Origin of the sequence: Rahnella sp. EDr1-12 (assembly GCF_049206505.1) — a bacterium.
Classification (GTDB): Bacteria; Pseudomonadota; Gammaproteobacteria; order Enterobacterales; family Enterobacteriaceae; genus Rahnella; species Rahnella rivi.
On sequence record NZ_JBLZNY010000002.1, the window covers coordinates 768317 to 791520 of the forward strand.

The 23204-nt window shown below is 54.7% G+C and carries 18 protein-coding genes; 16 read left to right on the plus strand and 2 right to left on the minus strand.

Annotated features, from left to right (window positions below):
* Positions 1-103: 103 nt before the first annotated feature.
* From amiA to ACO0U8_RS12910, 4 genes are all read left to right on the plus strand, one after another.
* Positions 104-988: an N-acetylmuramoyl-L-alanine amidase AmiA gene (amiA, locus tag ACO0U8_RS12895; RefSeq protein ID WP_056781140.1), complete on the plus strand. Its 885-nt coding sequence runs from the start codon at positions 104-106 to the stop codon at positions 986-988.
* Between the two features lie 140 nt (positions 989-1128).
* Positions 1129-2124 (plus strand): oxygen-dependent coproporphyrinogen oxidase, encoded by a 996-nt coding sequence (gene hemF, locus ACO0U8_RS12900; protein ID WP_421670920.1) that lies wholly within the window; start codon positions 1129-1131, stop codon positions 2122-2124.
* Positions 2108-2557 (plus strand): YaiI/YqxD family protein, encoded by a 450-nt coding sequence (locus ACO0U8_RS12905; protein WP_421670921.1) that lies wholly within the window; start codon positions 2108-2110, stop codon positions 2555-2557. Before hemF ends, ACO0U8_RS12905 begins: the two co-directional genes overlap by 17 nt.
* Before the next feature lie 47 nt (positions 2558-2604).
* Positions 2605-3552 carry a nucleoside hydrolase gene (locus ACO0U8_RS12910; RefSeq protein WP_421670922.1) on the plus strand — a complete coding sequence of 316 codons (948 nt, stop codon included), beginning with the start codon at positions 2605-2607 and terminating at the stop codon, positions 3550-3552.
* A gap of 59 nt (positions 3553-3611) precedes the next feature.
* Here ACO0U8_RS12910 and maeB read toward each other — a convergent pair whose 3' ends face one another.
* Complete coding sequence (gene maeB / locus ACO0U8_RS12915) at positions 3612-5891, minus strand: NADP-dependent oxaloacetate-decarboxylating malate dehydrogenase (RefSeq protein WP_056781154.1); 2280 nt, start codon at positions 5889-5891, stop codon at positions 3612-3614.
* 381 nt (positions 5892-6272) lie between these two features.
* Between maeB and tal the strand changes: the two genes are divergently transcribed.
* The 3 genes from tal to yegD all read left to right on the plus strand — a co-directional run bounded on the left by tal (position 6273) and on the right by yegD (position 10774).
* Entirely contained in the window at positions 6273-7223 is a 951-nt protein-coding gene (gene tal / locus ACO0U8_RS12920) for a transaldolase (protein ID WP_217204601.1), read from the plus strand.
* 62 nt (positions 7224-7285) lie between these two features.
* Positions 7286-9280 carry a transketolase gene (gene tkt / locus ACO0U8_RS12925; protein ID WP_056781162.1) on the plus strand — a complete coding sequence of 665 codons (1995 nt, stop codon included), beginning with the start codon at positions 7286-7288 and terminating at the stop codon, positions 9278-9280.
* Between the two features lie 141 nt (positions 9281-9421).
* The gene (gene yegD, locus ACO0U8_RS12930; protein WP_136374775.1) at positions 9422-10774 is read left to right on the plus strand and encodes a molecular chaperone; all 1353 of its coding nucleotides are present in this window, start codon (positions 9422-9424) and stop codon (positions 10772-10774) included.
* Between the two features lie 72 nt (positions 10775-10846).
* Here yegD and ACO0U8_RS12935 read toward each other — a convergent pair whose 3' ends face one another.
* A complete protein-coding gene (locus tag ACO0U8_RS12935) occupies positions 10847-11800 on the minus strand; it encodes an aldo/keto reductase (RefSeq protein WP_136374774.1) in 954 nt (317 codons plus the stop codon).
* Positions 11801-12063: 263 nt separating this feature from the next.
* Between ACO0U8_RS12935 and mdtD the strand changes: the two genes are divergently transcribed.
* From mdtD to manD, 9 genes are all read left to right on the plus strand, one after another.
* Positions 12064-13536, plus strand: coding sequence for a multidrug transporter subunit MdtD (gene mdtD, locus ACO0U8_RS12940; protein ID WP_421670923.1), 1473 nt, complete (start codon positions 12064-12066; stop codon positions 13534-13536).
* A complete protein-coding gene (baeS, locus tag ACO0U8_RS12945; protein ID WP_217204604.1) occupies positions 13533-14918 on the plus strand; it encodes a two-component system sensor histidine kinase BaeS in 1386 nt (461 codons plus the stop codon). Before mdtD ends, baeS begins: the two co-directional genes overlap by 4 nt.
* A complete protein-coding gene (gene baeR / locus ACO0U8_RS12950) occupies positions 14918-15637 on the plus strand; it encodes a two-component system response regulator BaeR (RefSeq protein ID WP_056781176.1) in 720 nt (239 codons plus the stop codon). The genes baeS and baeR overlap by 1 nt, the downstream gene beginning before the upstream one ends.
* Positions 15638-15793: 156 nt before the next feature.
* Positions 15794-16141 carry a YegP family protein gene (locus ACO0U8_RS12955; RefSeq protein WP_122097438.1) on the plus strand — a complete coding sequence of 116 codons (348 nt, stop codon included), beginning with the start codon at positions 15794-15796 and terminating at the stop codon, positions 16139-16141.
* 186 nt (positions 16142-16327) lie between these two features.
* The gene (gene yegQ, locus ACO0U8_RS12960; RefSeq protein ID WP_122097437.1) at positions 16328-17713 is read left to right on the plus strand and encodes a tRNA 5-hydroxyuridine modification protein YegQ; all 1386 of its coding nucleotides are present in this window, start codon (positions 16328-16330) and stop codon (positions 17711-17713) included.
* 369 nt (positions 17714-18082) lie between these two features.
* A complete protein-coding gene (yegS, locus tag ACO0U8_RS12965; protein WP_122097436.1) occupies positions 18083-18970 on the plus strand; it encodes a lipid kinase YegS in 888 nt (295 codons plus the stop codon).
* A 248-nt stretch (positions 18971-19218) separates the two neighbouring features.
* Complete coding sequence (locus ACO0U8_RS12970; protein ID WP_056781651.1) at positions 19219-20781, plus strand: MFS transporter; 1563 nt, start codon at positions 19219-19221, stop codon at positions 20779-20781.
* Positions 20768-21781, plus strand: coding sequence for a 3-dehydro-L-gulonate 2-dehydrogenase (gene yiaK, locus ACO0U8_RS12975; RefSeq protein ID WP_421670924.1), 1014 nt, complete (start codon positions 20768-20770; stop codon positions 21779-21781). The genes ACO0U8_RS12970 and yiaK overlap by 14 nt, the downstream gene beginning before the upstream one ends.
* Positions 21782-21983: 202 nt before the next feature.
* Positions 21984-23198 (plus strand): D-mannonate dehydratase ManD, encoded by a 1215-nt coding sequence (gene manD / locus ACO0U8_RS12980; protein WP_056781191.1) that lies wholly within the window; start codon positions 21984-21986, stop codon positions 23196-23198.
* Positions 23199-23204 lie beyond the last annotated feature (6 nt).

A 23204-nucleotide genomic window follows, 5' to 3' on the forward strand; every position in this document is an offset into this window, starting at 1 on the left:
GCGACACAAAATTCATAAACAGTAATAGTTCTCAGATCGAAACTATAAAAAAGATACTCTATAACATAGGGCATTCTGCTTTTTTTATGACGGTAATGGACTGATGTTAAACCCCCTGAACAAATTTCTGCATTTCCAGCCTCTGCCCGCTTCCGCTACCCGTCGCCAGCTCCTGTTATCCGGCCTGGGTTTAGCCATTGCCGCCTTTGGTTCCCGTTCTGCCAGCGCAGCGCAGCAGGAACACATCACCAAATCTGCTCCGGCGCCGAAACCGCCGGGTTCGAAAAAGCTGGTGATGATCGACCCTGGCCACGGCGGGATCGATTCCGGTGCCGTCGGCCATGAAGGATCGGAAGAGAAACATGTGGTGCTGGAGATTGCCAACTATGTGCGCGAAATCCTTGGCGCGCAGAGCCATATTGAGGTCAGGCTGACGAGAGATTCCGACCACTTTATCCCGCTGTATCAGCGTGTTGAGCTGGCGCATCAGCATCAGGCCGATCTGTTCGTTTCAATTCACGCCGATGGTTACACCAGCCCGAGCGCTTCCGGCGCGTCAGTGTTTGCACTTTCTAACCGGGGTGCCAGCAGTGCGATGGCGCGATACATGTCCAAAAAAGAGAACGACGCCGATTTGGTTGCCGGGGCGAAATATGCCAAAGAAGACAACAATTACCTGCAGCAGGTGCTGTTTGACCTGGTGCAAACCGACACCATCAAAAACAGCCTGACACTCGGCCACCATGTGCTCGACAGAATCCGCCCTATTCACCATTTACACAGTCAGCAGACGGAGCAGGCCGCTTTTGCCGTGCTGAAATCGCCGTCGATTCCCTCGATTTTGGTAGAAACGTCTTTCATCACCAACCATCAGGAAGAGCAACTGCTCAGCACCACCGCGTTTCGTAAAGAGATTGCACAGGCGATTTCGCAGGGGATCATCAACTTCTTCAGCTATTTCGATGCCAATGAGCGTAAACCACGCTAATCTTCATTCTTCGGGCTGCACATGCCCTGGCGGCTCTGACTCCTGCGAATTACGGACAGTGCCGCCTTCCTGCAACTCGAATGATTTTGAGTATATAATAGCGTCCACTTTTCTCTCATTCAGCGCCCGCAAGGCGCTGAATGTCTTTTCAGTCAACGTCTGCGAGTTTGCCTGTGAGCCAATCGATCCCCGACATTCAGCAAGTTAAAACCTTCCTGCTTTCACTGCAGGAGCACATCACTCAGCAACTGGCTGCCGCCGACGGTCAGGGCCAGTTCGCCGAGGATCAGTGGGTGCGTGAAGAAGGCGGCGGCGGCCAGAGCCGGGTGTTAACGAATGGCGCCGTCTTCGAACAGGCTGGCGTTAATTTTTCCCACGTCTCCGGCGCCATGCTCCCCGCTTCCGCCACCGCGTACCGCCCCGAACTCGCAGGGCGCAGCTTTCAGGCGATGGGCGTTTCTCTGGTGATTCATCCGCTGAATCCTTATGTCCCGACCAGCCACGCGAACGTGCGTTTCTTCATTGCCGAAAAAGCCGGTGAAGCCCCGGTATGGTGGTTCGGCGGCGGGTTTGACCTCACCCCTTATTACGGATTTGAAGAAGACGCCCGCCACTGGCATCTCACGGCGCAACAGCTGTGCCAGCCATTTGGTGACGACGTCTATCCGAAATACAAAAAATGGTGCGACGACTACTTCTTTATTAAACACCGCAATGAGGCGCGCGGCATCGGCGGCCTGTTCTTTGACGATCTCAATACCCCGGATTTCGCCACCAGCTTTGACTTTATGCAGGCTGTGGGCAACGGTTTCACCGACGCTTATCTGCCCATTGTTGAAAAGCGCAAATTGCTGCCGTGGGGCGAACGTGAGCGCCAGTTCCAGCTCTATCGCCGTGGCCGCTATGTCGAATTCAATCTGGTGTGGGATCGCGGAACGCTGTTTGGCCTGCAAACCGGTGGCCGTACGGAGTCGATTCTGATGTCAATGCCGCCGCTGGTCCGCTGGGAATACGGCTATCAGCCTGAAGCCGGCAGCCCGGAAGCGGCGCTGTACAGTGATTTCCTGCCGCCACGCGACTGGCTGAATCTGCGCACTGATCTTACGGGGAGCGACACTGATGCAAATATGGGTTGATGCCGATGCCTGTCCGAATGTCATCAAGGACGTCCTGTTCCGTGCCGCCGAACGAACCGGCATGATGGTGACGTTAGTGGCTAACCAAATCATCTGCACGCCGCCGTCAAAATTTCTGCGCACCCTGCGCGTTGAGGCGGGCTTTGACGTGGCGGATAACGAAATTGTGAAGCGCACTGAGCCGGGAGATTTAGTGATCACCGCCGACATCCCGCTGGCCGCAGAAGTCATCGAGAAAGGCGGCGTGGCGCTCAACCCGCGCGGCGAGCGCTACACCACCGAAACCATTAAAGAGCGCCTTAATATGCGTGATTTTATGGACACCATGCGCGCCAGCGGCGTGCAAACCGGCGGACCGCCCGCGCTCAATCAGCGCGACCGCCAGCAATTCGCCAATGAACTGGATAAGTGGCTGCAACAAGCTAAAAAATAATCCGGTCAGGCAAAACGATGTATCCCTACACTTTAAAGGAATAAAACATGGTCAAAAAGATCATCCTGGATTGCGATCCGGGGCATGACGATGCCATCGCCATGCTGCTGGCACACGGTAATCCGGAAATCGAACTGCTGGCAGTCACCACCGTAGTCGGTAACCAGACGCTGGAAAAAGTCACCCGTAACGCCCTTGCCGTGGCGCGGGTGATTAACCTGACCGGCGTGCCCTTTGCCGCAGGTGCCACTCGTCCGCTGGTGCGTCAGGTGGAAATCGCCGACGAAATCCACGGCGATTCTGGTCTGGATGGCCCGGTATTGCCGGAAGCGGCCATCACGCTGGAACCCGTTCACGCCATCGACCTGATCATTGATTTGATCATGTCACATCCGCCAAAAGCCATCACGCTGGTGCCCACCGGCGGCCTGACCAACATCGCCATGGCGGTGCGCAAGGAACCGCGCATTGCTGAACGCGTCAAAGAAGTCGTGCTGATGGGCGGCGGTTATCACGTCGGTAACTGGAGCGCCGTCGCGGAGTTCAACATCAAAATCGACCCGGAAGCCGCGCATATCGTCTTCAACGAGAAATGGCCGCTGACCATGGTCGGACTGGATCTCACTCATCAGGCGCTGGCAACGCCGGAAGTCGCGGCGCGTATCGCCGCCGTCGGCACGCAACCGGCAAAATTTGTGGGCGAGCTGCTCGATTTCTTCGGACTAAGTTACAAAGATCGTCAGGGATTTGATTCCCCGCCGGTTCATGACCCCTGCGCCGTCGCTTACGTCATTGATCCGAACGTAATGACCGTACGCAAAGTGCCGGTGGATATCGAACTGACCGGCACATTGACACTTGGCATGACAGTGGCTGATTTCCGCGCCCCGCCGCCGCCGGACTGCCATACACAAGTGGCGGTAAAACTGGATCATCAGCGTTTCTGGGATCTGATCGTCGATGCGCTCGAACGCATCGGCGAAGTCAAATACTGAGGCCGCAGGCAGACGTAACGGGCATCCTGCTGATGCCCGTTTTCGTCAGGATCCCCGCGTTATAAAGGTTCGGTTTGCGCCTCTACCACGGCCAGCGCCACCATATTCACAATACGGCGTACCGAGGCAATGGGCGTGAGAATGTGCACCGGTTTTGAAACCCCCATCAGCACCGGCCCGACGGTCACCCCTTCCGAACTGGATACCCGCAACAGGTTATAGCTGATGCGGGCTGATTCCATATTCGGCATGATCAAAATATTGGCCGCCCCTTTCAGCGGGCTGTCCGGCATGATGTCCTGGCGAATGCTTTCCACCAGCGCAGCGTCACCGTGCATCTCACCATCGATTTCGAGATCCGGCTCGCGCGCGTTTACCAGCTCCAGCGTCCTGCGCATTTTAAGCGCCGCCGGGCTGTCCGACGTGCCGAAACTGGAATGGGATAACAGCGCCACTTTCGGCTCGATACCAAAACGCCGCACCGTTTCTGCCGCCATCAGGGTAATTTCCGCCAGCTGTTCTGCGGTCGGGTCATCATTGACATAGGTATCCGCAATAAAGGTATTGCCGCTCGGCAACAGCAAGGCATTCATTGCTCCGGCAACGTGGGTGCCTTCGCGAAAACCAAACACCTTTTCCACGATATCGTAATGTTCATGGTAGGTACCAACCGTGCCGCAAATCATCGCATCGGCTTCACCGCGCAGCAGCATAATCGCCGCGATAAGCGTCGGATTGCCGATCACCGCCCGCCGGGCCTGCTCCTGCGAGACGCCGCGTCGTTTCATGCGGTCATAGTATTCACGCCAGTACTCGTTAAAGCGCGGATCGGATTCGTTATTGACCACTTCGAAATCTTTGCCCGCTTCGAGTTGCAGACCGAGTTTCTTGATGCGCATTTCAATCACGCTCGGTCGCCCGACCAGAATCGGTTTTGCCAGCCCGAGAGTGATCAGTTCCTGCGTGGCCTGCAAAACGCGCTCCTCTTCACCTTCGGCCATGACTACCCGCTTCGCTTCTTTTTTGGCCTGCGAGAAAATCGGTTTCATAAACAAATTGGTTTTATAAACGAACTCCGACAGCTTCTCGACGTAGGCATCGAAATCCAGAATGGGCCGCGTGGCAACGCCAGAATCCATCGCCGCCTTAGCCACCGCCGGGGCAATTTTCACGATCAATCGCGGATCAAAAGGCTTAGGAATGATGTAGTCAGGGCCAAACGACAGCTCCTCTTCACCGTAGGCCGAAGCCACCACATCGCTTTGCTCGGCCATTGCCAGATCGGCGATCGCATGGACACAGGCCAGCTTCATTTCTTCATTGATGGTCGTTGCGCCAACGTCCAGCGCCCCGCGAAAAATAAACGGGAAACACAGAACATTGTTCACCTGATTAGGGTAGTCAGACCGGCCGGTGCAGATAATGGCATCAGGGCGGACGGCCTTTGCCAGCGGCGGCAGAATTTCCGGTTCCGGGTTAGCGAGCGCCAGGATCAGCGGATCTTTTGCCATGGTTTTCACCATGTCCTGCGTCAGCACACCAGGCCCGGAACAACCGAGGAAAATATCCGCTTGCGGGATAGCATCCGCCAGCGTGCGCTGGCCGTTGTCTTCGATGGCATACACCGCTTTGGTTTCAGCCATGTTCTCTTCACGGCCTTGATAAATCACGCCGCGGGAATCACAGGCCGTAATGTTGTGGCGCTTCAGCCCCAGCGCCACCAGTAAATTCAGACAGGCAATAGCCGAGGCTCCCGCCCCCGACACCACCAGCCGTACATCTGAAATATTTTTCCCGACCACGCGCAAACCATTCAGAACAGCGGCGGTACAGATGATCGCGGTGCCATGCTGATCGTCGTGGAACACCGGAATATTCATGCGCTCACGCAGTTTTTTCTCGATGTAAAAACACTCCGGCGCTTTGATATCTTCAAGATTGATGCCGCCAAACGTTGGCTCCAGCGCAGCAATGACGTCGATTAACCGGTCGGGATCCAACTCATCCACTTCGATATCAAACACGTCTATACCGGCGAATTTTTTAAATAATACGCCCTTGCCTTCCATCACAGGTTTACCCGCCAGCGCACCAATATTGCCGAGGCCGAGCACCGCCGTGCCGTTAGAAATCACGGCCACCAGATTCCCCTTGGCCGTGTATTTGTACGCCGCCAGCGGATCTTTTTGAATTTCGAGACAAGGCGCGGCCACGCCCGGCGAGTACGCCAGCGCCAGATCCCGCTGTGTGGCGAGCGGTTTTGTCGGGGAAACCTGAATCTTTCCGGGCACCGGGAATTCGTGGAAATCGAGCGCACTTTGCTTGAGTTGTTCGTCCATCGTAGGGTCCTTTTCTGTTTCTTATTTTTTTCAGGGGTACAGAGCAAGGGAAGCCGCAACATCCGGTTTTCCCGCACAACAGTATAGATAACCTGCCACGACACAGACCGAAGCACGACCAAAAGTTGTGCGTTACATTGATTACTTTTCGTTCGCGGAAGACGTCTCGCAAAATTCAACTAAGCTTAAGGTTCCCCCTTGCGCAACTCAGGTTGAAAGCTCAGCCTTGCGTAGGCTTTTGCTTTTTCATTGCTCTGACCCATTACAACAATCAGAAAAAGCGTATTCATATTGTTAACAGAATGATGCAGGGTAGACCCCCTGTGAAAAAGAGTCGCACGACCTGTTGCTGTATCGTTTTTTAGCTAAGGAGATGTAGAGATGAACCAGTTAGACGCCCTCAAAAAGCTAACTACCGTGGTTGCCGACAGCGGTGACATTGAATCTATCCGTCATTTCGAACCGCAGGATGCCACCACCAATCCATCCTTAATCCTGAAAGCCGCCGACCTGCCGCAGTATCAGAATTTGATCAAAGACGCGGTGGATTACGCCCGCAAACAAGGCGGCAGCAAAGAAGATCAGGTGATCAACGCCACGGATAAACTGGCGGTCAATATCGGTGTCGAAATCCTCAAAAGCGTGCCCGGTCGCATCTCGACAGAAGTGGATGCGCGTATGTCTTTTGACAGCGAAAAATGCCTCGCGAAAGCCCGCAAACTCATCGGCTTATATCAGGAACAGGGGATCGATAAATCCCGTATTCTGATCAAACTGGCCTCTACGTGGGAAGGCATCAAAGCCGCCGAAGAACTGGAAAAAGAAGGTATCAACTGTAACCTGACGCTGCTGTTCTCCTTTGCTCAGGCACGCGCCTGCGCCGAAGCCAATGTCTACCTGATTTCCCCGTTCGTTGGCCGCATTTATGACTGGTACAAAGCCAAAGATCCTGACGCCACCTATGACGTAGAAAAAGATCCGGGCGTGAAATCTGTCCGTGAGATCTACACATACTACAAATCACACGGCTACGAGACGGTGATCATGGGGGCCAGCTTCCGTAAAGTTGAACAGATTCTGGCACTGGCGGGCTGCGACCGCCTGACCATTTCACCGGCCCTGCTGGAAGAGCTGAAAGCCAGCGAGGCACCGGTGGAACGTAAGCTGCAAGCGTCATCGCAGGGCAGCAAACAGCCTGCACCGCTGACTCAGGCAGAATTCCTTTGGGAGCATCATCAGGACGCCATGGCAGTTGAGAAACTGGCTGAAGGTATCCGCCTGTTCGCCGTCGATCAGCAGAAACTCGAAGACATGCTTTCTGCTCAACTGTAATTCCACTCACTGTTATTTCAATGGCCGTTGACCTGTTCAGCGGCCATTCACCGGAGAAAAATATGCCTTCTCGTAGAGAACTCGCGAACGCTATCCGTGCCTTAAGCATGGATGCGGTGCAGAAAGCCAATTCCGGCCACCCAGGCGCGCCCATGGGGATGGCGGATATCGCCGAAGTGTTGTGGCGCGATTACATGAATCACAACCCGACCAACCCGCACTGGGCAGACCGCGATCGCTTCGTGCTGTCCAACGGTCACGGCTCGATGCTGATATACAGCCTGCTGCACCTCACCGGTTATGATCTGCCGATGAAAGAGCTGGAGAATTTCCGCCAGCTGCACTCCAAAACACCGGGCCACCCGGAATATGGCTATACGCCGGGCGTTGAAACCACCACCGGGCCGTTGGGTCAGGGCATCGCCAATGCCGTGGGTTTTGCGATTGCAGAACGCACGCTGGCCGCACAGTTCAACCGTGAAAACCACGACATCGTTAACCACCACACTTATGCCTTTATGGGCGACGGTTGCATGATGGAAGGGATTTCCCACGAAGCCTGCTCGCTGGCTGGCACCATGAAACTCGGTAAACTGACCGCGTTTTATGATGACAACGGCATTTCTATCGACGGCCATGTTGAAGGCTGGTTCACCGATGACACGGCCAAACGTTTCGAAGCCTACGGCTGGCACGTGATCCGTGGCGTCGATGGTCAGAATGCTGACGCCATCAAAGCGGCCATCGAAGAATCCCATAAAGTGACCGACAGGCCTTCCCTGTTACTGTGCAAAACAGTCATCGGTTTTGGTTCACCTAATAAAGCCGGTACGCACGATGCGCACGGTGCTGCGCTGGGTGTGGATGAAGTGGCTGCCACCCGTAAAGCGCTGGGCTGGAACTACCCTGCCTTTGAAATTCCGCAGGATATTTATGCTGCCTGGGATGCCAAAGAAGCGGGTAAAGCGAAAGAAAAAGCCTGGGATGAAAAGTTCGCCGCCTATGCCAGTGCTTACCCTGATCTGGCGAAAGAATTCAAACGTCGTGTGAACGGTGAGCTGCCTGAAAACTGGGAAGCTGACGCACAGAAATTCATCGAAGGTTTGCAGGCCGCCCCGGCCAATATTGCCAGCCGTAAAGCTTCACAAAATACGCTGGAAGCCTTCGGTAAAATCTTGCCTGAATTCCTCGGCGGCTCCGCTGACCTTGCCCCTAGCAACCTGACCATGTGGTCCGGCTCGAAATCCCTGGGCGATGATCTGGCCGGTAACTACATTCACTATGGCGTACGTGAGTTCGGCATGACGGCAATCTCCAACGGCATCGCGCTGCACGGCGGTTTCCTGCCTTATTCAGCCACTTTCCTGATGTTCGTTGAGTACGCCCGTAATGCGGTACGAATGGCGTCGCTGATGAAGATCCGCAACGTGTTCGTTTACACCCATGACTCCATCGGTCTGGGCGAAGACGGCCCGACGCACCAGCCGGTCGAGCAAATGGCCAGCCTGCGCGTCACCCCCAACATGAGTCTGTGGCGTCCGGCCGATCAGGTCGAGTCGGCGATTGCGTGGAAATATGCCATCGAGCGTAACGACGGCCCGGCTGCGCTGATTTTCTCCCGTCAGAACTTGACCCAGCAACCGCGTACACCGGAGCAACTGGCTAACGTGGCGCGCGGCGGTTATGTGCTGAAAGATTGCCAGGGCACACCTGACGTCATCCTGATTGCCACCGGCTCTGAAGTGGGTATCACGGTTGAAGCCGCAGACAAGCTCGCCGCAGCAGGCACGAAAGTGCGCGTGGTTTCCATGCCGTCCACTGACGTGTATGACAAACAGGACACGGCATACCGCGAATCGGTGCTGCCAAAAGAAGTCACGGCACGCCTGGCGGTTGAAGCGGGTATTGCGGATTACTGGTACAAATACGTCGGCCTTAATGGCGGCGTGGTTGGCATGACCAGCTTCGGCGAATCAGCCCCTGCTGAACAGTTGTTCAAAGAGTTCGGCTTTACGGTCGATAACGTTGTCGCGAAAGCACAGGCGTTACTGAAATAAAATCAGGCCGTTTTTATTCCCTCTCCGTGAAAAGAGAGGGAATAATTCATACTAAAAATCTCAAAACATGTCCCCTTCCTGCTTGATGAAAGTCGCCCGCTCCGGTAAAGTCCCGCCCCTTCTTTGGCATGGGGAACAGTAATGTTTATTGGATTTGACTACGGTACAGCGAATTGCTCCGTTGCGGTGATGCGCGACAATAACGCCCACCTGCTGGCGTTAGAAAATAACGATCCTTATTTACCCTCCATGCTGTGTGCACCATCGCGTGAAGCGGTCAGCGAATGGCTGAACCGTCACGGACAGGTACCGACAGGCAGTGATGAAAATCTGGCGCTGCTGCGCCGCAGTGTCAGCTTTAACCGTGAGGAAGATATTCCGGTTAACGCCAACAGCGTTCACTTTGGTTTGCAGGCGCTGGCGACGTATATGGAAGATCCGGAAGAGGTTTATTTTGTCCGCTCTCCGAAATCCTTCCTTGGCGCAAACGGCCTGAAACCACAGCAAATTGCACTGTTCGAAGATCTGGTCTGCGCCATGATGTTCCACATCAAGCGTCAGGCAGAATCTGTCCTGCAAGAGACGATTCATCAGACCGTCATTGGCCGGCCAATTAACTTCCAGGGCATGGGCGGAGATGACGCAAACCGTCAGGCGCAGGGTATTTTGCAACGCGCCGCAGAACGTGCCGGTTTCCGTGATATCGCTTTCCAGTTTGAGCCGGTCGCTGCCGGTCTGGATTTTGAAGCCACGCTGACTGAAGAGAAAACGGTGCTGGTCGTCGATATCGGCGGCGGAACCACGGACTGCTCGGTGTTGCTGATGGGCCCGCAATGGCGTGATAAAGCAGAACGCCAGAACAGCCTGCTCGGCCACAGCGGTTGCCGCGTTGGCGGTAACGATCTGGATATTATGACGGCGTTCAAACAACTGACGCCTCAGTTCGGCATGGGCAGCGAAACCCAAAAAGGCACGGCGATCCCTGCGCTGCCTTACTGGAATGCGGTAGCGACAAATGATGTCCCGGCGCAGCTGGATTTTTACAGCGTCGCCAATGGCCGCATGTTGCGTGACTTGATCCGTGACGCCGCCCAGCCGGAGCTGATTAAGCGCCTGCTGAAAGTCCAGCAACAGCGCCTGAGCTATCGTCTGGTGCGTGCGGCGGAAGAGAGCAAGATAGCGCTTTCACAACGCGAGAACGTCACGGCCGCCATGGACTTCATCGAATCCGGTCTGGCAGAAACCATCAGCCAGCAGCAACTGAGCGAAGCCATTGCACAGCCGCTGGAGCGCATTCAGGAACAGGTCAATCTCGCGCTGGCAAGCAGCGAAATAAAACCGGACGTGATTTATCTGACCGGTGGCAGTGCGCGTTCTCCGCTTCTGCGCGCGGCATTGCAGGCGCAGTTGCCGGGTATTCCGCTGGTGGGTGGCAATGATTTCGGCTCGGTGACCGCCGGTCTGGCTCGCTGGGCACAAACGCTGTTCCGTTAATCGCTGAACGCCAGATGTAAAAAAACCGCCTGAGACATCCGGGCGGTTTTTTTTATTTCTGAGATGGCAAATTTACCAGGCGCTGGCGTCATTCAGCGTCTGAATATCTGCATCATCCAGTTTCAGCGTTGCGGCCTGCGCCAGTTCGTTCAGCTGCTGCAAGGATGTCGCGCTGACGATCGGGGAAGTGATGGAGGGGCGGGCAATCTGCCATGCCAGCGCGACCTGGCCAGGCTGCGCACCGTGCTTTTCAGCGACCTGATCCAGCCCCCGTAGCACCTTCAGACCGCGTTCATCGAGATAACGCGCGATCACACTTTCACCGCGCAGACTTTTACTGGCGTCAGCCTGAGTGCGGTATTTCCCGGTCAGGAAGCCAGCGGCCAGCCCGTAAAAGTTAATGACGCCCAGACCGTTGTCCGTCACGACCTTTTCCAGCGCTTCTTCATACACTTTGCGGTCATACAGGTTGTACAAGGGTTGCAGCGTTTCATACCGCGCCAGACCGTTCTCCTTGCTGACTTTCAGCGCCTCGGCCAGACGCGGCGCGCTGTAGTTCGACGCGCCAACGGCACGCACTTTGCCTTCTTTAATCAGCGCATCAAACGCGGCCATGGTTTCAGCCAGCGGCGTATCGGCATCATCATCATGCGACTGGTAGAGATCGATATAGTCCGTTTGCAGCCGTCTGAGCGAAGCTTCCACCGCGTCTTTAATGTAGCGGGGGGACAGGCCCACTTTGCCCTCTCCCATGGGTTTACCGACTTTAGTCGCCAGAACGATCTGATCGCGTTTACCGGTTTTCTTCAGCCAGTTGCCGATGATCGTTTCGGACTCGCCGCCCTGATTGCCCTCGACCCAGGCGGAATAGACGTCGGCGGTGTCGATAAAGTTCAGGTTGTGATCCAGCAAGGCATCGAGCAGGCTGAATGAGGCCGTCTGATCGACCGTCCAGCCAAACACGTTGCCACCAAAAGTCAGTACCGGTACCTGGATACCTGAACGGCCTAATTCTCTTTTACTCATCACTCACTCCTCTAAACGGTCAGGGTAGATTTTCTTCGCGTGCGAACGATTTGTGATTCAGGGTTTACCTTAGCATTCTGATATAAAATGGGTGGCTGAAAGTCCGACCTTTTTGTCATAAGTCATGTCCAAATCGTTGGGAGAAATGAGGGGGACTCTCCTTAATTCCTCCATTTTCTGCCGGAGCAATCTGGCTACACTGTAGGTCTGGCCTGATGACCCTCTGCAAGCCGCGACAATGATTGTGCTGATGCGATAACCCGATGAAATCTGAAAACACTGACACCGTACTGCCCTCCGCCCCCCTGCCGCCCTCTGTGCGCTGGCAGTTGTGGATCGTCGCCTTTGGCTTCTTCATGCAGGCACTCGATACCACCATCGTTAACACCGCGCTGCCGTCGATGGCCCACAGCCTGGGTGAAAACCCGCTGCACATGCACTCGGTGGTGGTCGCGTATGTCCTGACCGTGGCCGTGATGCTGCCCGCCAGTGGCTGGCTGGCGGACAAAGTCGGCGTTAAGTGGGTTTTCTTTTCGGCCATCGTCCTGTTCACCCTAGGTTCGCTGCTGTGCGCGCAGTCCGACAGCCTGCGCGAACTGGTGATGTCCCGCGTGGTGCAGGGCGTTGGCGGCGCGATGATGGTGCCGGTGGGCAGGCTGACGGTGTTAAAAATCGTGCCGCGCAGTGAATATATGGCGGCCATGACCATGGTGACGCTGCCGGGTCAGGTCGGCCCTCTGCTCGGCCCGGCGCTGGGCGGTTTTCTGGTGCAGTACGCCAGCTGGCACTGGATATTTTTGATTAACCTGCCGGTGGGCATCGCCGGTTGTATCGCAACACTCATGATCATGCCGAACTACAAAATGCAGACCCGCCGCTTTGATATCAGCGGGTTTGTGATGCTCGCCGTGTGCATGGCCACCCTGACGCTGGCGCTCGACGGCAGCCGTGGCCTCGGGCTGACCCCGCCGGAACTGCTGCTGCTGACCGTCGTCGGCTTTGGCGCGCTGGGCATTTACTGGCTGCACGCCCGCGGTAATTTATCCGCCCTGTTTTCCCTGCGCCTTTTCCATACGCCGACGTTTAAAATCGGCCTGACCGGCAGTTTTCTTGGCCGCATCGGCAGCGGGATGCTGCCGTTTATGACCCCCGTTTTTCTGCAACTCGGCATGGGCTTCACGCCGTTTCACGCCGGGCTGATGATGATCCCGATGGTGCTCGGCAGTATGGGCATGAAACGGGTGGTCGTCCGGCTGGTGAATCAGCTCGGCTACCGTCATGCGCTGGTCATCGCCACCCTGCTGCTGGCGCTGATTACGCTTATCTTCCCGCTCGTGGCGATTTACGGCGCGGTGTGGATGATTCCCGTGGTGCTGTTTTTCCAGGGAATGGTGAACTCACTGCGCTTCTCGTCGATGAACACACTGACGCTGAAAGATCTGCCGCCGCGCCTTGCCAGCAGCGGTAACAGTTTGCTGTCTATGATCATGCAACTGTCAATGAGCCTCGGCGTCAGCGTCGCGGGGATACTCATCGGCCTGTTTGCTCATCAGCAGGTCAGCGTCGGCAGCAGCGCAATGCACAGCGCATTTTTGTATTGCTACATGTCGATGGCGCTGGTGATTGCCCTGCCCGCCTGGGTCTTCTCACGCGTGCCGCTGGATGCGCAGAAAAATGCCCTTATTGACCGTCGTCGCGCTGCGGCCGGTTCTCCCGATCCAATGAGAAAATCATGAAACCAGGTATCACCGCAAAACTGTTCATGGCCATCTTCTGCACCTGTGCGCTGGTGCTTATTACCATGAACTGGGGCGTGCGAATGAGCTTCGAGCGCGGCTTTATCGATTACATTCGCCAGAGCAACGAACAGCGCGTCGAGTTGCTGGCAGACACTTTACAGGAGCAGTACCGGCAGCACGGCAACTGGGAGTTTCTGGAAAAAAATGACCGTCTGATTTATCAGCTCATGCGTTCATTTGAACAAAACAGCAGCCCGAAAATGCCGCCACAGGGTTGGCGCACTAAATTCTGGATCCTCGACAGTAACGATCGTCGCATCGGCGGTTACGATCAGCCGGTTCCGCATGATCTGCAGGGGCCGCGCCGCGTAATGACGGTCAACGGCGTGGTGATAGGTTCGGTGATTTCCACCCCGGCTGAACGCCTGACCCGTGATGCCGATATTAACTTCGAGCGCCAGCAAAGCCGCACCAGCTGGATGATTGTCGCCTTCACCGCCTTGCTGGCTGCTGCCGTGACCTGGCTTTTATCCCGTGGAATGCTCGCGCCGGTCAAACGGCTGGTCAACGGCACTCATCAGCTTGCGGCGGGGAATTTCAGCACCCGGGTGGAAGTTGACAGCGAGGATGAGCTGGGCAAACTGGCGCAGGATTTCAACCAGCTGGCGATGACGCTGGAAAAAAATGAACAGATGCGGCGGGCATTTATGGCTGATATCTCCCACGAACTGCGCACCCCGCTGGCGGTGCTGCGCGGCGAGCTGGAAGCCATGCAGGACGGCGTGCGTAAAATGACCCTCGGCTCGCTGGAGTCGCTGCAATCCGAGGTGTCGATCCTGACCAAACTGGTGGATGATTTGCATCAGCTTTCCCTTTCTGATGCCGGCGCACTGGCTTATCGCAAAGTCGATACCGATGTCGTGCATCTGGTCCAGCTGGCAGAAGCCGGTTCGCGCGATCGTTTCCACAGCAAACAGTTAACCCTGACCAGCACGCTGCCGGAGCACGCCGAGGTGTTCGGCGATCCGCAGCGTCTTTCTCAGCTTTTCAATAATCTGCTGGAAAACAGCCTGCGCTATACTGACCCCAATGGCGGGCTGGAAATCCTGGGTGAAATCCGTGAGAAATCGCTGTGTCTGACCTTTCAGGACAGCGCCCCCGGCATCAGCGATGAACAGCTGACGCGCATTTTTGAACGCTTTTACCGCACCGAAGGCTCGCGCAATCGCGCCAGCGGTGGCTCAGGTTTAGGCCTGGCGATCTGCCAGAATATCGTCGAAGCACACGGCGGGCAGATAAGCGCCAGCCACTCTCCCGCAGGCGGCGTGCGTGTCACGGTCGTCCTGCCGCTTTCTGTTCCACATGGACCGAGAAACTGATGAACGATTCTGTAATGTCCGGCCCTGCGCCGTTAAAAATTATGATCGTGGAAGATGAGCCGAAACTCGCTCAGTTGCTGATCGACTATCTCGAGGCCGCAGGTTACGCCACGCAGTGGCTGGCGGACGGCCACGATGTGATCGCCCAGGTCAAGGCCCATCCACCCGCGCTAATTTTGCTGGATCTGATGTTGCCGGGCAGCAGTGGTCTGTCAATCTGTCGCGATATTCGCCAGTTTTCTGACGTGCCCGTCATGATGGTCACGGCGAAAACCGAGGAAATTGACCGCCTGCTGGGGCTGGAAATTGGCGCAGATGATTATATCTGCAAGCCTTACAGCCCGCGTGAAGTGGTGGCGCGTGTAAAAGTGATCCTGCGACGCTGCGTGCGGCCTGAAGAAACGTTCACGAAAAGCCACGGGCTGCACATTGATGAAGCGCGTTTTCAGGCGTCATTCCAGGGGCATGAACTGGAGCTGACACCGGCGGAGTTCCGGCTGCTGAAGACGCTTTCGGTGAAACCGGGCTACGTGTTTACCCGCGAAGTGCTGCTGAATAATCTCTACGATGATTATCGCGTGGTGACGGACCGCACCATCGACAGTCACATCAAAAATCTTCGCCGTAAGCTGGAATCCCTTGATGGGGAAAAAGCCTTTATCCGCGCGGTTTACGGCGTCGGTTATCGCTGGGAAGCGGAGCCCTGCCACCTCGCCTGATGCACTCCGGGCCGGCATTTCAGTTTTGTAAAGTTACTGAAAGTCTGTCGGCCGGTTCACATTTCATGCCATAACTTCCTCTTATTGCCGCGAAAGATTCTTCTTTAACTACACTTATCTCAGGAAAATCACCCCCTCTTGCTGGAGATAACTTTTATGGCAACTGGTCACTATGATCTGAAAAAAGCAAAGAATGGACAGTTTCACTTCAACCTGAAGGCCGGGAACGGAGAGATTATTCTCACCAGTGAAATGTATGCCAGTAAAGCTTCGGCGGAAAACGGCATCACCTCGGTACAAAACAATGCCCCGCACGAAGAGCAGTACGAAGTGAAACCGTCAAAAGACGGTCAGTTTTACTTCGTACTGAAAGCCAAAAACCATCAGGTAATTGGCGTGAGCGAAATGTACACGACCGAAAGTGCAGCAAAAAAAGGCGTGCAGTCGGTGGTTAAAAACGGGAGCACCACGGATATCCGTGATCTGACCCAGCAAACTGCCTGATCGCCCTTTTCCTGAGGTTGTCACGTTCCTGCGGCAACCTCAGTCGCCAAAAATTGATCTGACCCCGTAAAACCCCAAATACCCACACTAACCGGCTGCTTTTGATCAACTCAGACGTTACAATTCTGGCCTTTCGTCGCCCCGCATACGGGACGGCCCTGACTTGTGATCAGACTGAGATTGACTATGTTGACCCCCGATTCTTTTGTTCCTGAACTGCTTTCCCCTGCCGGTTCCCTCAAAAACATGCGCTACGCTTTCGCCTATGGCGCAGATGCGGTCTATGCCGGCCAACCGCGCTACAGCCTGCGCGTGCGTAATAACGAATTTAACCATCAGAACCTGCAAACCGGCATCGATGAAGCCCATGCGCTGGGTAAAAAGTTCTACGTGGTGGTCAACATCGCCCCGCACAATGCCAAGCTGAAAACCTTTCTGCGTGACCTGCAACCGGTGATCGACATGGGGCCGGACGCGCTGATCATGTCCGATCCGGGGCTGATCATGATGGTGCGCGAAGCCTTCCCGCAGATGGATATTCATCTCTCGGTGCAGGCCAATGCAGTGAACTGGGCGACGGTGAAGTTCTGGAAGCAAATGGGGCTGACGCGGGTCATTTTATCGCGTGAACTGTCACTGGAAGAGATCGCTGAAATCCGCACCCAGGTGCCGGACATGGAAATCGAAATTTTCGTTCACGGCGCGCTGTGTATGGCGTATTCCGGCCGCTGCCTGCTTTCCGGTTACATCAACAAACGCGACCCGAATCAGGGAACCTGCACCAACGCCTGCCGCTGGGAATATAAGGTTCAGGAAGGCAAAGAGAACGATATCGGCAGTATCGTGCATCAGCATGAACCGATCCCGGTACAACAGGTGGATGCCGTGGAACCGACGCTGGGCGTCGGCCAGCCAACGGACAAAGTCTTCATGCTGGAAGAAGCGATGCGTCCTGGCGAATATATGAGTGCGTTCGAAGATGAACACGGCACCTACATCATGAACTCAAAAGATCTGCGCGCTATTCAGCACGTTGAAACCCTGACCCGGATGGGCGTGCACTCTCTGAAAATCGAAGGCCGTACAAAATCTTTCTATTATTGTGCCCGCACCGCGCAGGTTTACCGCCGCGCCATTGATGACGCCGTTGCCGGAAAACCCTTTGACCCGACGCTGCTCTCTACGCTGGAAGGCCTGGCGCATCGCGGCTATACCGAAGGTTTTCTGCGCCGCCATACGCACGACGCACAGCAAAACTATGAATACGGTTTCTCGGTCAGCGACCGTCAGCAATTCGTCGGTGAATTCACCGGTAACCGCGTCGATGGCTGGGCGGAAATCGATGTGAAGAATAAATTCAGCGTCGGTGACAGCGTGGAAATGATGACGCCGCAGGGCAACATCCAGTTCAAACTGGAGGCCCTGCGCAACAAAAAAGGCCAACCGACCGACGTGGCGCCAGGCAACGGGCACATTGTGTATGCAGCGCTGCCGGAGGATGTCAGCCTGGAATTCGCTATCTTGTTGCGCAATCTGGAAGAAACCGATACGCGCAATCCGCACGCGAAATAAGGCTTTTGTTGAAAACAAGAAACTGATCACATCTATTTCTTGCCGGGCTGGATAATATGCATTCGCAATTTACTTCGAATGCAAAATAAAGCACCGGACTACACTAGGAACCACCTCCTTGGCCAGCTCAATCTCCCTTGAGCTGGCTTTTCTTTTGGTAATCAATCCCCTCTGAATGTTCGCCGTCCTGTCTCATTATTTTTTCTTTCCTTTCTATTAATAAATAAAATTGACGCCGAAATAATAGCTTTAATAAATATATATAATTTCAACCATTTCATTTATGAATGAGATTTTCGATCATTTATCTGATAGCCAAGTATGCGCTTAATCATTTATGGTAGTTATAGAAAGAAACGAGGAGCATACATGACCACAGCACTGTTGATTTTGAATGGAAAAGGCGCAGGCAATGAAGAGCTGCGTGAGGCCGTCGGTGCTCTGCGCAAAGAAGGGATCGAACTGTTTGTCCGCGTGACCTGGGAATACGGCGATGCCCTTCGTTACGTCGCAGAAGCTGTCGCCCTTGGGTGTGACACGGTGATCGCAGGTGGCGGCGATGGCACCATCAACGAAGTGGCCGGCGCACTGGCGCAACTTGAAGGCCCGCGTCCGATCCTGGGCATTGTGCCACTCGGCACTGCCAATGATTTTGCGACCGCTTGTAATATTCCGCTGGCGCCTGAACAGGCATTATTGCTGGCGATCAAAGGCCGTGCAGAAGCCATCGATCTGGCTCAGGTGAATGATAAACATTTCTTCATCAATATGGCGACGGGCGGTTTTGGTACGCGTATCACCACCGAAACGCCGGAAAAACTCAAAGCGGCACTCGGCGGCGTCTCGTACTTCATTCACGGACTTTTACGTCTGGATACGCTGAAGGCTGACCGCTGCGAGATCAAAGGCCCGGATTTCAGCTGGGAAGGCGACGCCCTGGTCATCGGCATTGGTAATGGCCGTCAGGCCGGTGGCGGGCAGCAGATTTGCCCGGAAGCGCTGATCAACGATGGCCTGCTGCAACTGCGTCTGCTGACGTCAGAAGAGCTTCTGCCGTCTTTCCTTCGCAGCCTGCTCAACAACGAAGAAAACAAAAATATCGTCTCCGCCCATCTGCCGTGGCTGGAAATCACTGCCCCCCATGACATGACCTTCAATCTGGATGGCGAACCGCTGACCGGGAAACATTTTCGCATTGAAGTTCTGCCCGAAGTCATCGAGTGCCGGTTGCCACCCCATTGCGAGTTGCTGGGCTAACCTCTCCCCTCCTGTCATTTGTTCATTCTCTGTACTGTGATCTGCCTTACAGTACAGAGGAAATCCGTCCCTGTTTTTGTGATCCCTCCTGTTAAATCCCGATAAATATACTTGTATGGTAGCTGTGCATTACCTAGGTTTACATTGCCTATGCCGCTGAAGGTCCACGGATGAAGTTCTGCGGGCATTATTATTCGTGTCTTTTCATGACTTTTATTTATCTCAATTTTATTGGATACAGAGGCATCATGATTAATCATCATAAAGAAAGACCGATATCGCTTAAAAATATGCTGGCGTACGGCGGAGGTGATTTCTTCGGCGGCGGATGTTTTGCGGTATTGGGTTTGTGGATAATGTTTTTCTATACCACTTATGCCGGATTAAGCCCCGCAGAGGCGGGAGCCGTTATTGCGACGGCACGTCTGCTTGACGCTTTTTTTGATCCACTGATGGGATATGTCACTGATAATTTCTACCGTAACCCGCTGGGTAAAAAATACGGACGGAGGGGATTCTTCTTCTTATTCGGCGCACCGTTAATTATGGTGACTTACATTATTATGTGGGTCAGCGGTATGGGATTCTGGTATTACCTGGTCACGTATATTTTATTCTATGCTGCCTATACGCTGGCCATTGTGCCGTATGAAACGCTGGCAGCAGAAATGACCTCCAGCTTTAAAATGCGCACCAAACTCACCGGCGTCAGAATGTTCTTTTCTACCGGCGCGGCAATATTAGCGGCATGGTTACCGGGACGGATTATTGCGTATCTCGGAGATGACTCTTCTTCCTCTTTTCTGATTATGGGCGCCATTTTTGGCGTGCTGTTTGCCGTGGTGATCCTGCTGTTGTACTTCTACACCTGGGAGCGCCCTATTCCTGTGGATGTTTCTGCGCCGAAGCTCTCTTTTCGACGGGACATGAAACACCTGTTTAAATCCCTGGTTTCCACCATGAAAGTGCGGACTTTCCGCCAGCATGTGGGCATGTATCTGGGGGGCTATGTCGCGCTCGACGTGCTCGGTGCAGTGCTCGCTTATTACATCATTTTTGTTCTCGGGCAGAATGCGGTGTCAGCCTCCAACGCCATGACATTAATGACGCTGGTTCAGTTTGTGTGTGTCGCGCTGTTTATTTTTCTCTGTATGAAATGGGGAAATGGCGCATCGTACAGAATTGCTCAACTGTTTATGTTAGCCAGTGTCGGCTTATTCATCGCCATTCATCTTCTGCAATTGCCTTATAATATGGCGCTGATTTATGTGTCCGTTATTCTCATGGGCGTCGGGCGTTCCGGCACCAGTTATGTTTGCTGGAATATCTACAGCTTTATTCCTGATGTGGATGAAATGCTCACGGGTAAACGTCGCGAAGGTATATTCGCCGGGGTAATGACCTTCGTGCGCAAAGCCGTTCAGGCAGTGGCGTTATTCAGCGTCGGGCTGTTATTACAGCATTATGGATTTACCCCAAAAAGCAGTACTCAACCTGCCGAAGCTGTTTATGGTATTACGCTGGTGTTCGGTGCCGGTTCGGTTATTTTCCTGCTGATCGGTTTATACAGTTCAATGAAATTCAAACTTACCCGCCATAATCATGCCTTGCTGGTTAATGAAATCGAACGCCTGAAAGCCGGTGGCAGTAAATATGACGTCACGCCTGAAACCCGTTTAATCGCCGAACAACTGACCGGCTGGCCTTACGAAAAATGCTGGGGCGATAATAATATTCTTAGTCAAACCGACATCATTTCTTCCCCGACTTCCCCTGAACTCTCAACCGGAGCCGACCATGCAAAGAATTGAATTCAGCCTGATGCAACAGACAATCCAGCGCGCCCTGCTTAATGCCGGGCTGGATGATGAAAGTGCGCGGGTTTGCGCCCGTATCCATACCGAATCCAGCTGCGATGGCATTGCCTCACACGGCCTGAACCGGGTGGCGCGCTTTGTGGATTATGTCAAAAAGGGCTGGATTGATATTCATGCCAAACCGGAGCTTGAAAAATCACTGGGTGCCATCGCTATTTACAACGGACATCAGGGGATCGGCATCACTAACGCCCTGTTCGCCGTCGAAAAAGCCGCAGAGATGGCAAAGGAATACGGCGTCGGCATTGTAGCACTGAAAAACAGCACCCACTGGATGCGCGGCGGAAGTTATGGCTGGCACGCAGCCGAACATGGCATGGCCGCGATATGCTGGACGAATACTGAATCCTGCATGCCTGCCTGGGGCGGTAAAAATACCCGCGTCGGCAACAACCCGTTCGTGATGGCGGTGCCCCGCGCCAAAGGCCCGATCGTGCTGGATATGGCGATGTCACAGTATTCCTACGGCAAATTACAGGTTACCCGGCTGAAAAACGAAAAACTGCCTTTCCCCGGCGGCTACGATAAAGAGGGAAATCTTACCGACGATCCGGGCCCGATCGAAGCCTCAATGCGTATTTTGCCCACCGGTTACTGGAAAGGTTCCGGTCTGGCGATTGTGCTGGATGCCATGGCCGCACTGTTGTCAGCCGGATCCCCCACCAATGAGATCGACAAAATAGGCAAAGGCAGCTGCACCGGCGCCAGTCAGATCTTCATGGTGTTCGACCCGCAACAACTCGGTGGCGCTGAGTTCACCGAACGCATGGCCGACAGCGTGGCAGATTACGTGAATGGATCCGATCCCGCCGAAAACAGTCGCGATGTGCGATATCCGGGGCAAACGGCGGCATCAAACCGCCGTGAGAACCGCAGCCAGGGGATCCCGGTGGATGATGCGGTATGGGAGGAAGTGATGCGCCTGGCGCAATAGAAACACCCGAAGCCTCCCACCGCGGAGGCTTTTTTATTCGCACCCGCAGCCGGTTTCCCGCCTCTCCTCATATTCACTTTTCCGCAACAAAGTGTGATCCTCCCCGGCAAAAAACGATAAACATACTTGTATGGTAGTTGTCATGTGGCGTATTTATAGCCAAAGAAAATGCATCTTACTTTACTGCAGAAGGTCATAACCGATGAAAATCGTGAATGCTGAAGTCTTTGTTACTTGTCCGGGGCGCAACTTTGTTACGTTGAAGATCACTACCGACAGCGGGCTGACCGGGATCGGTGATGCCACGCTGAATGGCCGCGAACTGCCGGTGGCGTCCTACCTGAAAGATCATGTTTGCCCGCAACTGATCGGGCGTGACGCGCATCAGATCGAGGATATCTGGCAGTTCTTCTACAAAGGCGCGTACTGGCGTCGTGGCCCGGTCACTATGTCGGCGATTTCTGCCGTGGACACCGCGCTGTGGGACATCAAGGCCAAAGCCGCCAATATGCCGCTGTATCAACTGCTCGGTGGCGCATCGCGCACCGGCGTCATGGTTTACTGCCACACCACCGGCCATTCGGTGGATGAAGTGCTTGATGACTACGCTAAACACAAAGAGCTGGGCTTCAAGGCGATCCGCGCGCAATGCGGCGTACCGGGCATGAAAACCACCTACGGCATGGCGAAAGGCAAAGGGCTGGCCTACGAACCGGCCACCAAAGGCAACTGGCCAGAAGAACAGCTGTGGTCGACGGAGAAATACCTCGATTTCACACCAAAACTGTTTGAAGCCGTGCGTAACAAATTCGGCTTCGACGAGCACCTGCTGCACGACATGCACCACCGCCTGACGCCAATCGAAGCGGCGCGCTTTGGTAAAAGCATTGAAGACTATCGTCTGTTCTGGATGGAGGATCCGACACCCGCGGAAAATCAGGAATGCTTCCGTTTGATCCGCCAGCATACGGTGACGCCAATCGCGGTAGGGGAAGTGTTCAACAGCATCTGGGATTGCAAACAGCTGATCGAAGAGCAACTGATCGACTATATCCGCACCACCATTACCCACGCGGGCGGCATCACCGGCATGCGCCGCATTGCTGATTTCGCCTCGCTGTATCAGGTGCGTACCGGCTCGCACGGCCCTTCCGACCTCTCACCCGTTTGTATGGCGGCGGCGCTGCACTTCGACCTGTGGGTGCCAAACTTTGGCGTGCAGGAATATATGGGTTACTCCGAGCAAATGCTGGAAGTCTTCCCGCATAACTGGACGTTCGATAACGGCTACATGCACCCTGGCGAAAAACCGGGTCTGGGCATTGAGTTCGACGAAAAGCTGGCAGCGAAATATCCGTATGAACCGGCCTATCTGCCGGTGGCCCGTCTGGAAGACGGTACGTTGTGGAACTGGTAAGGGAGC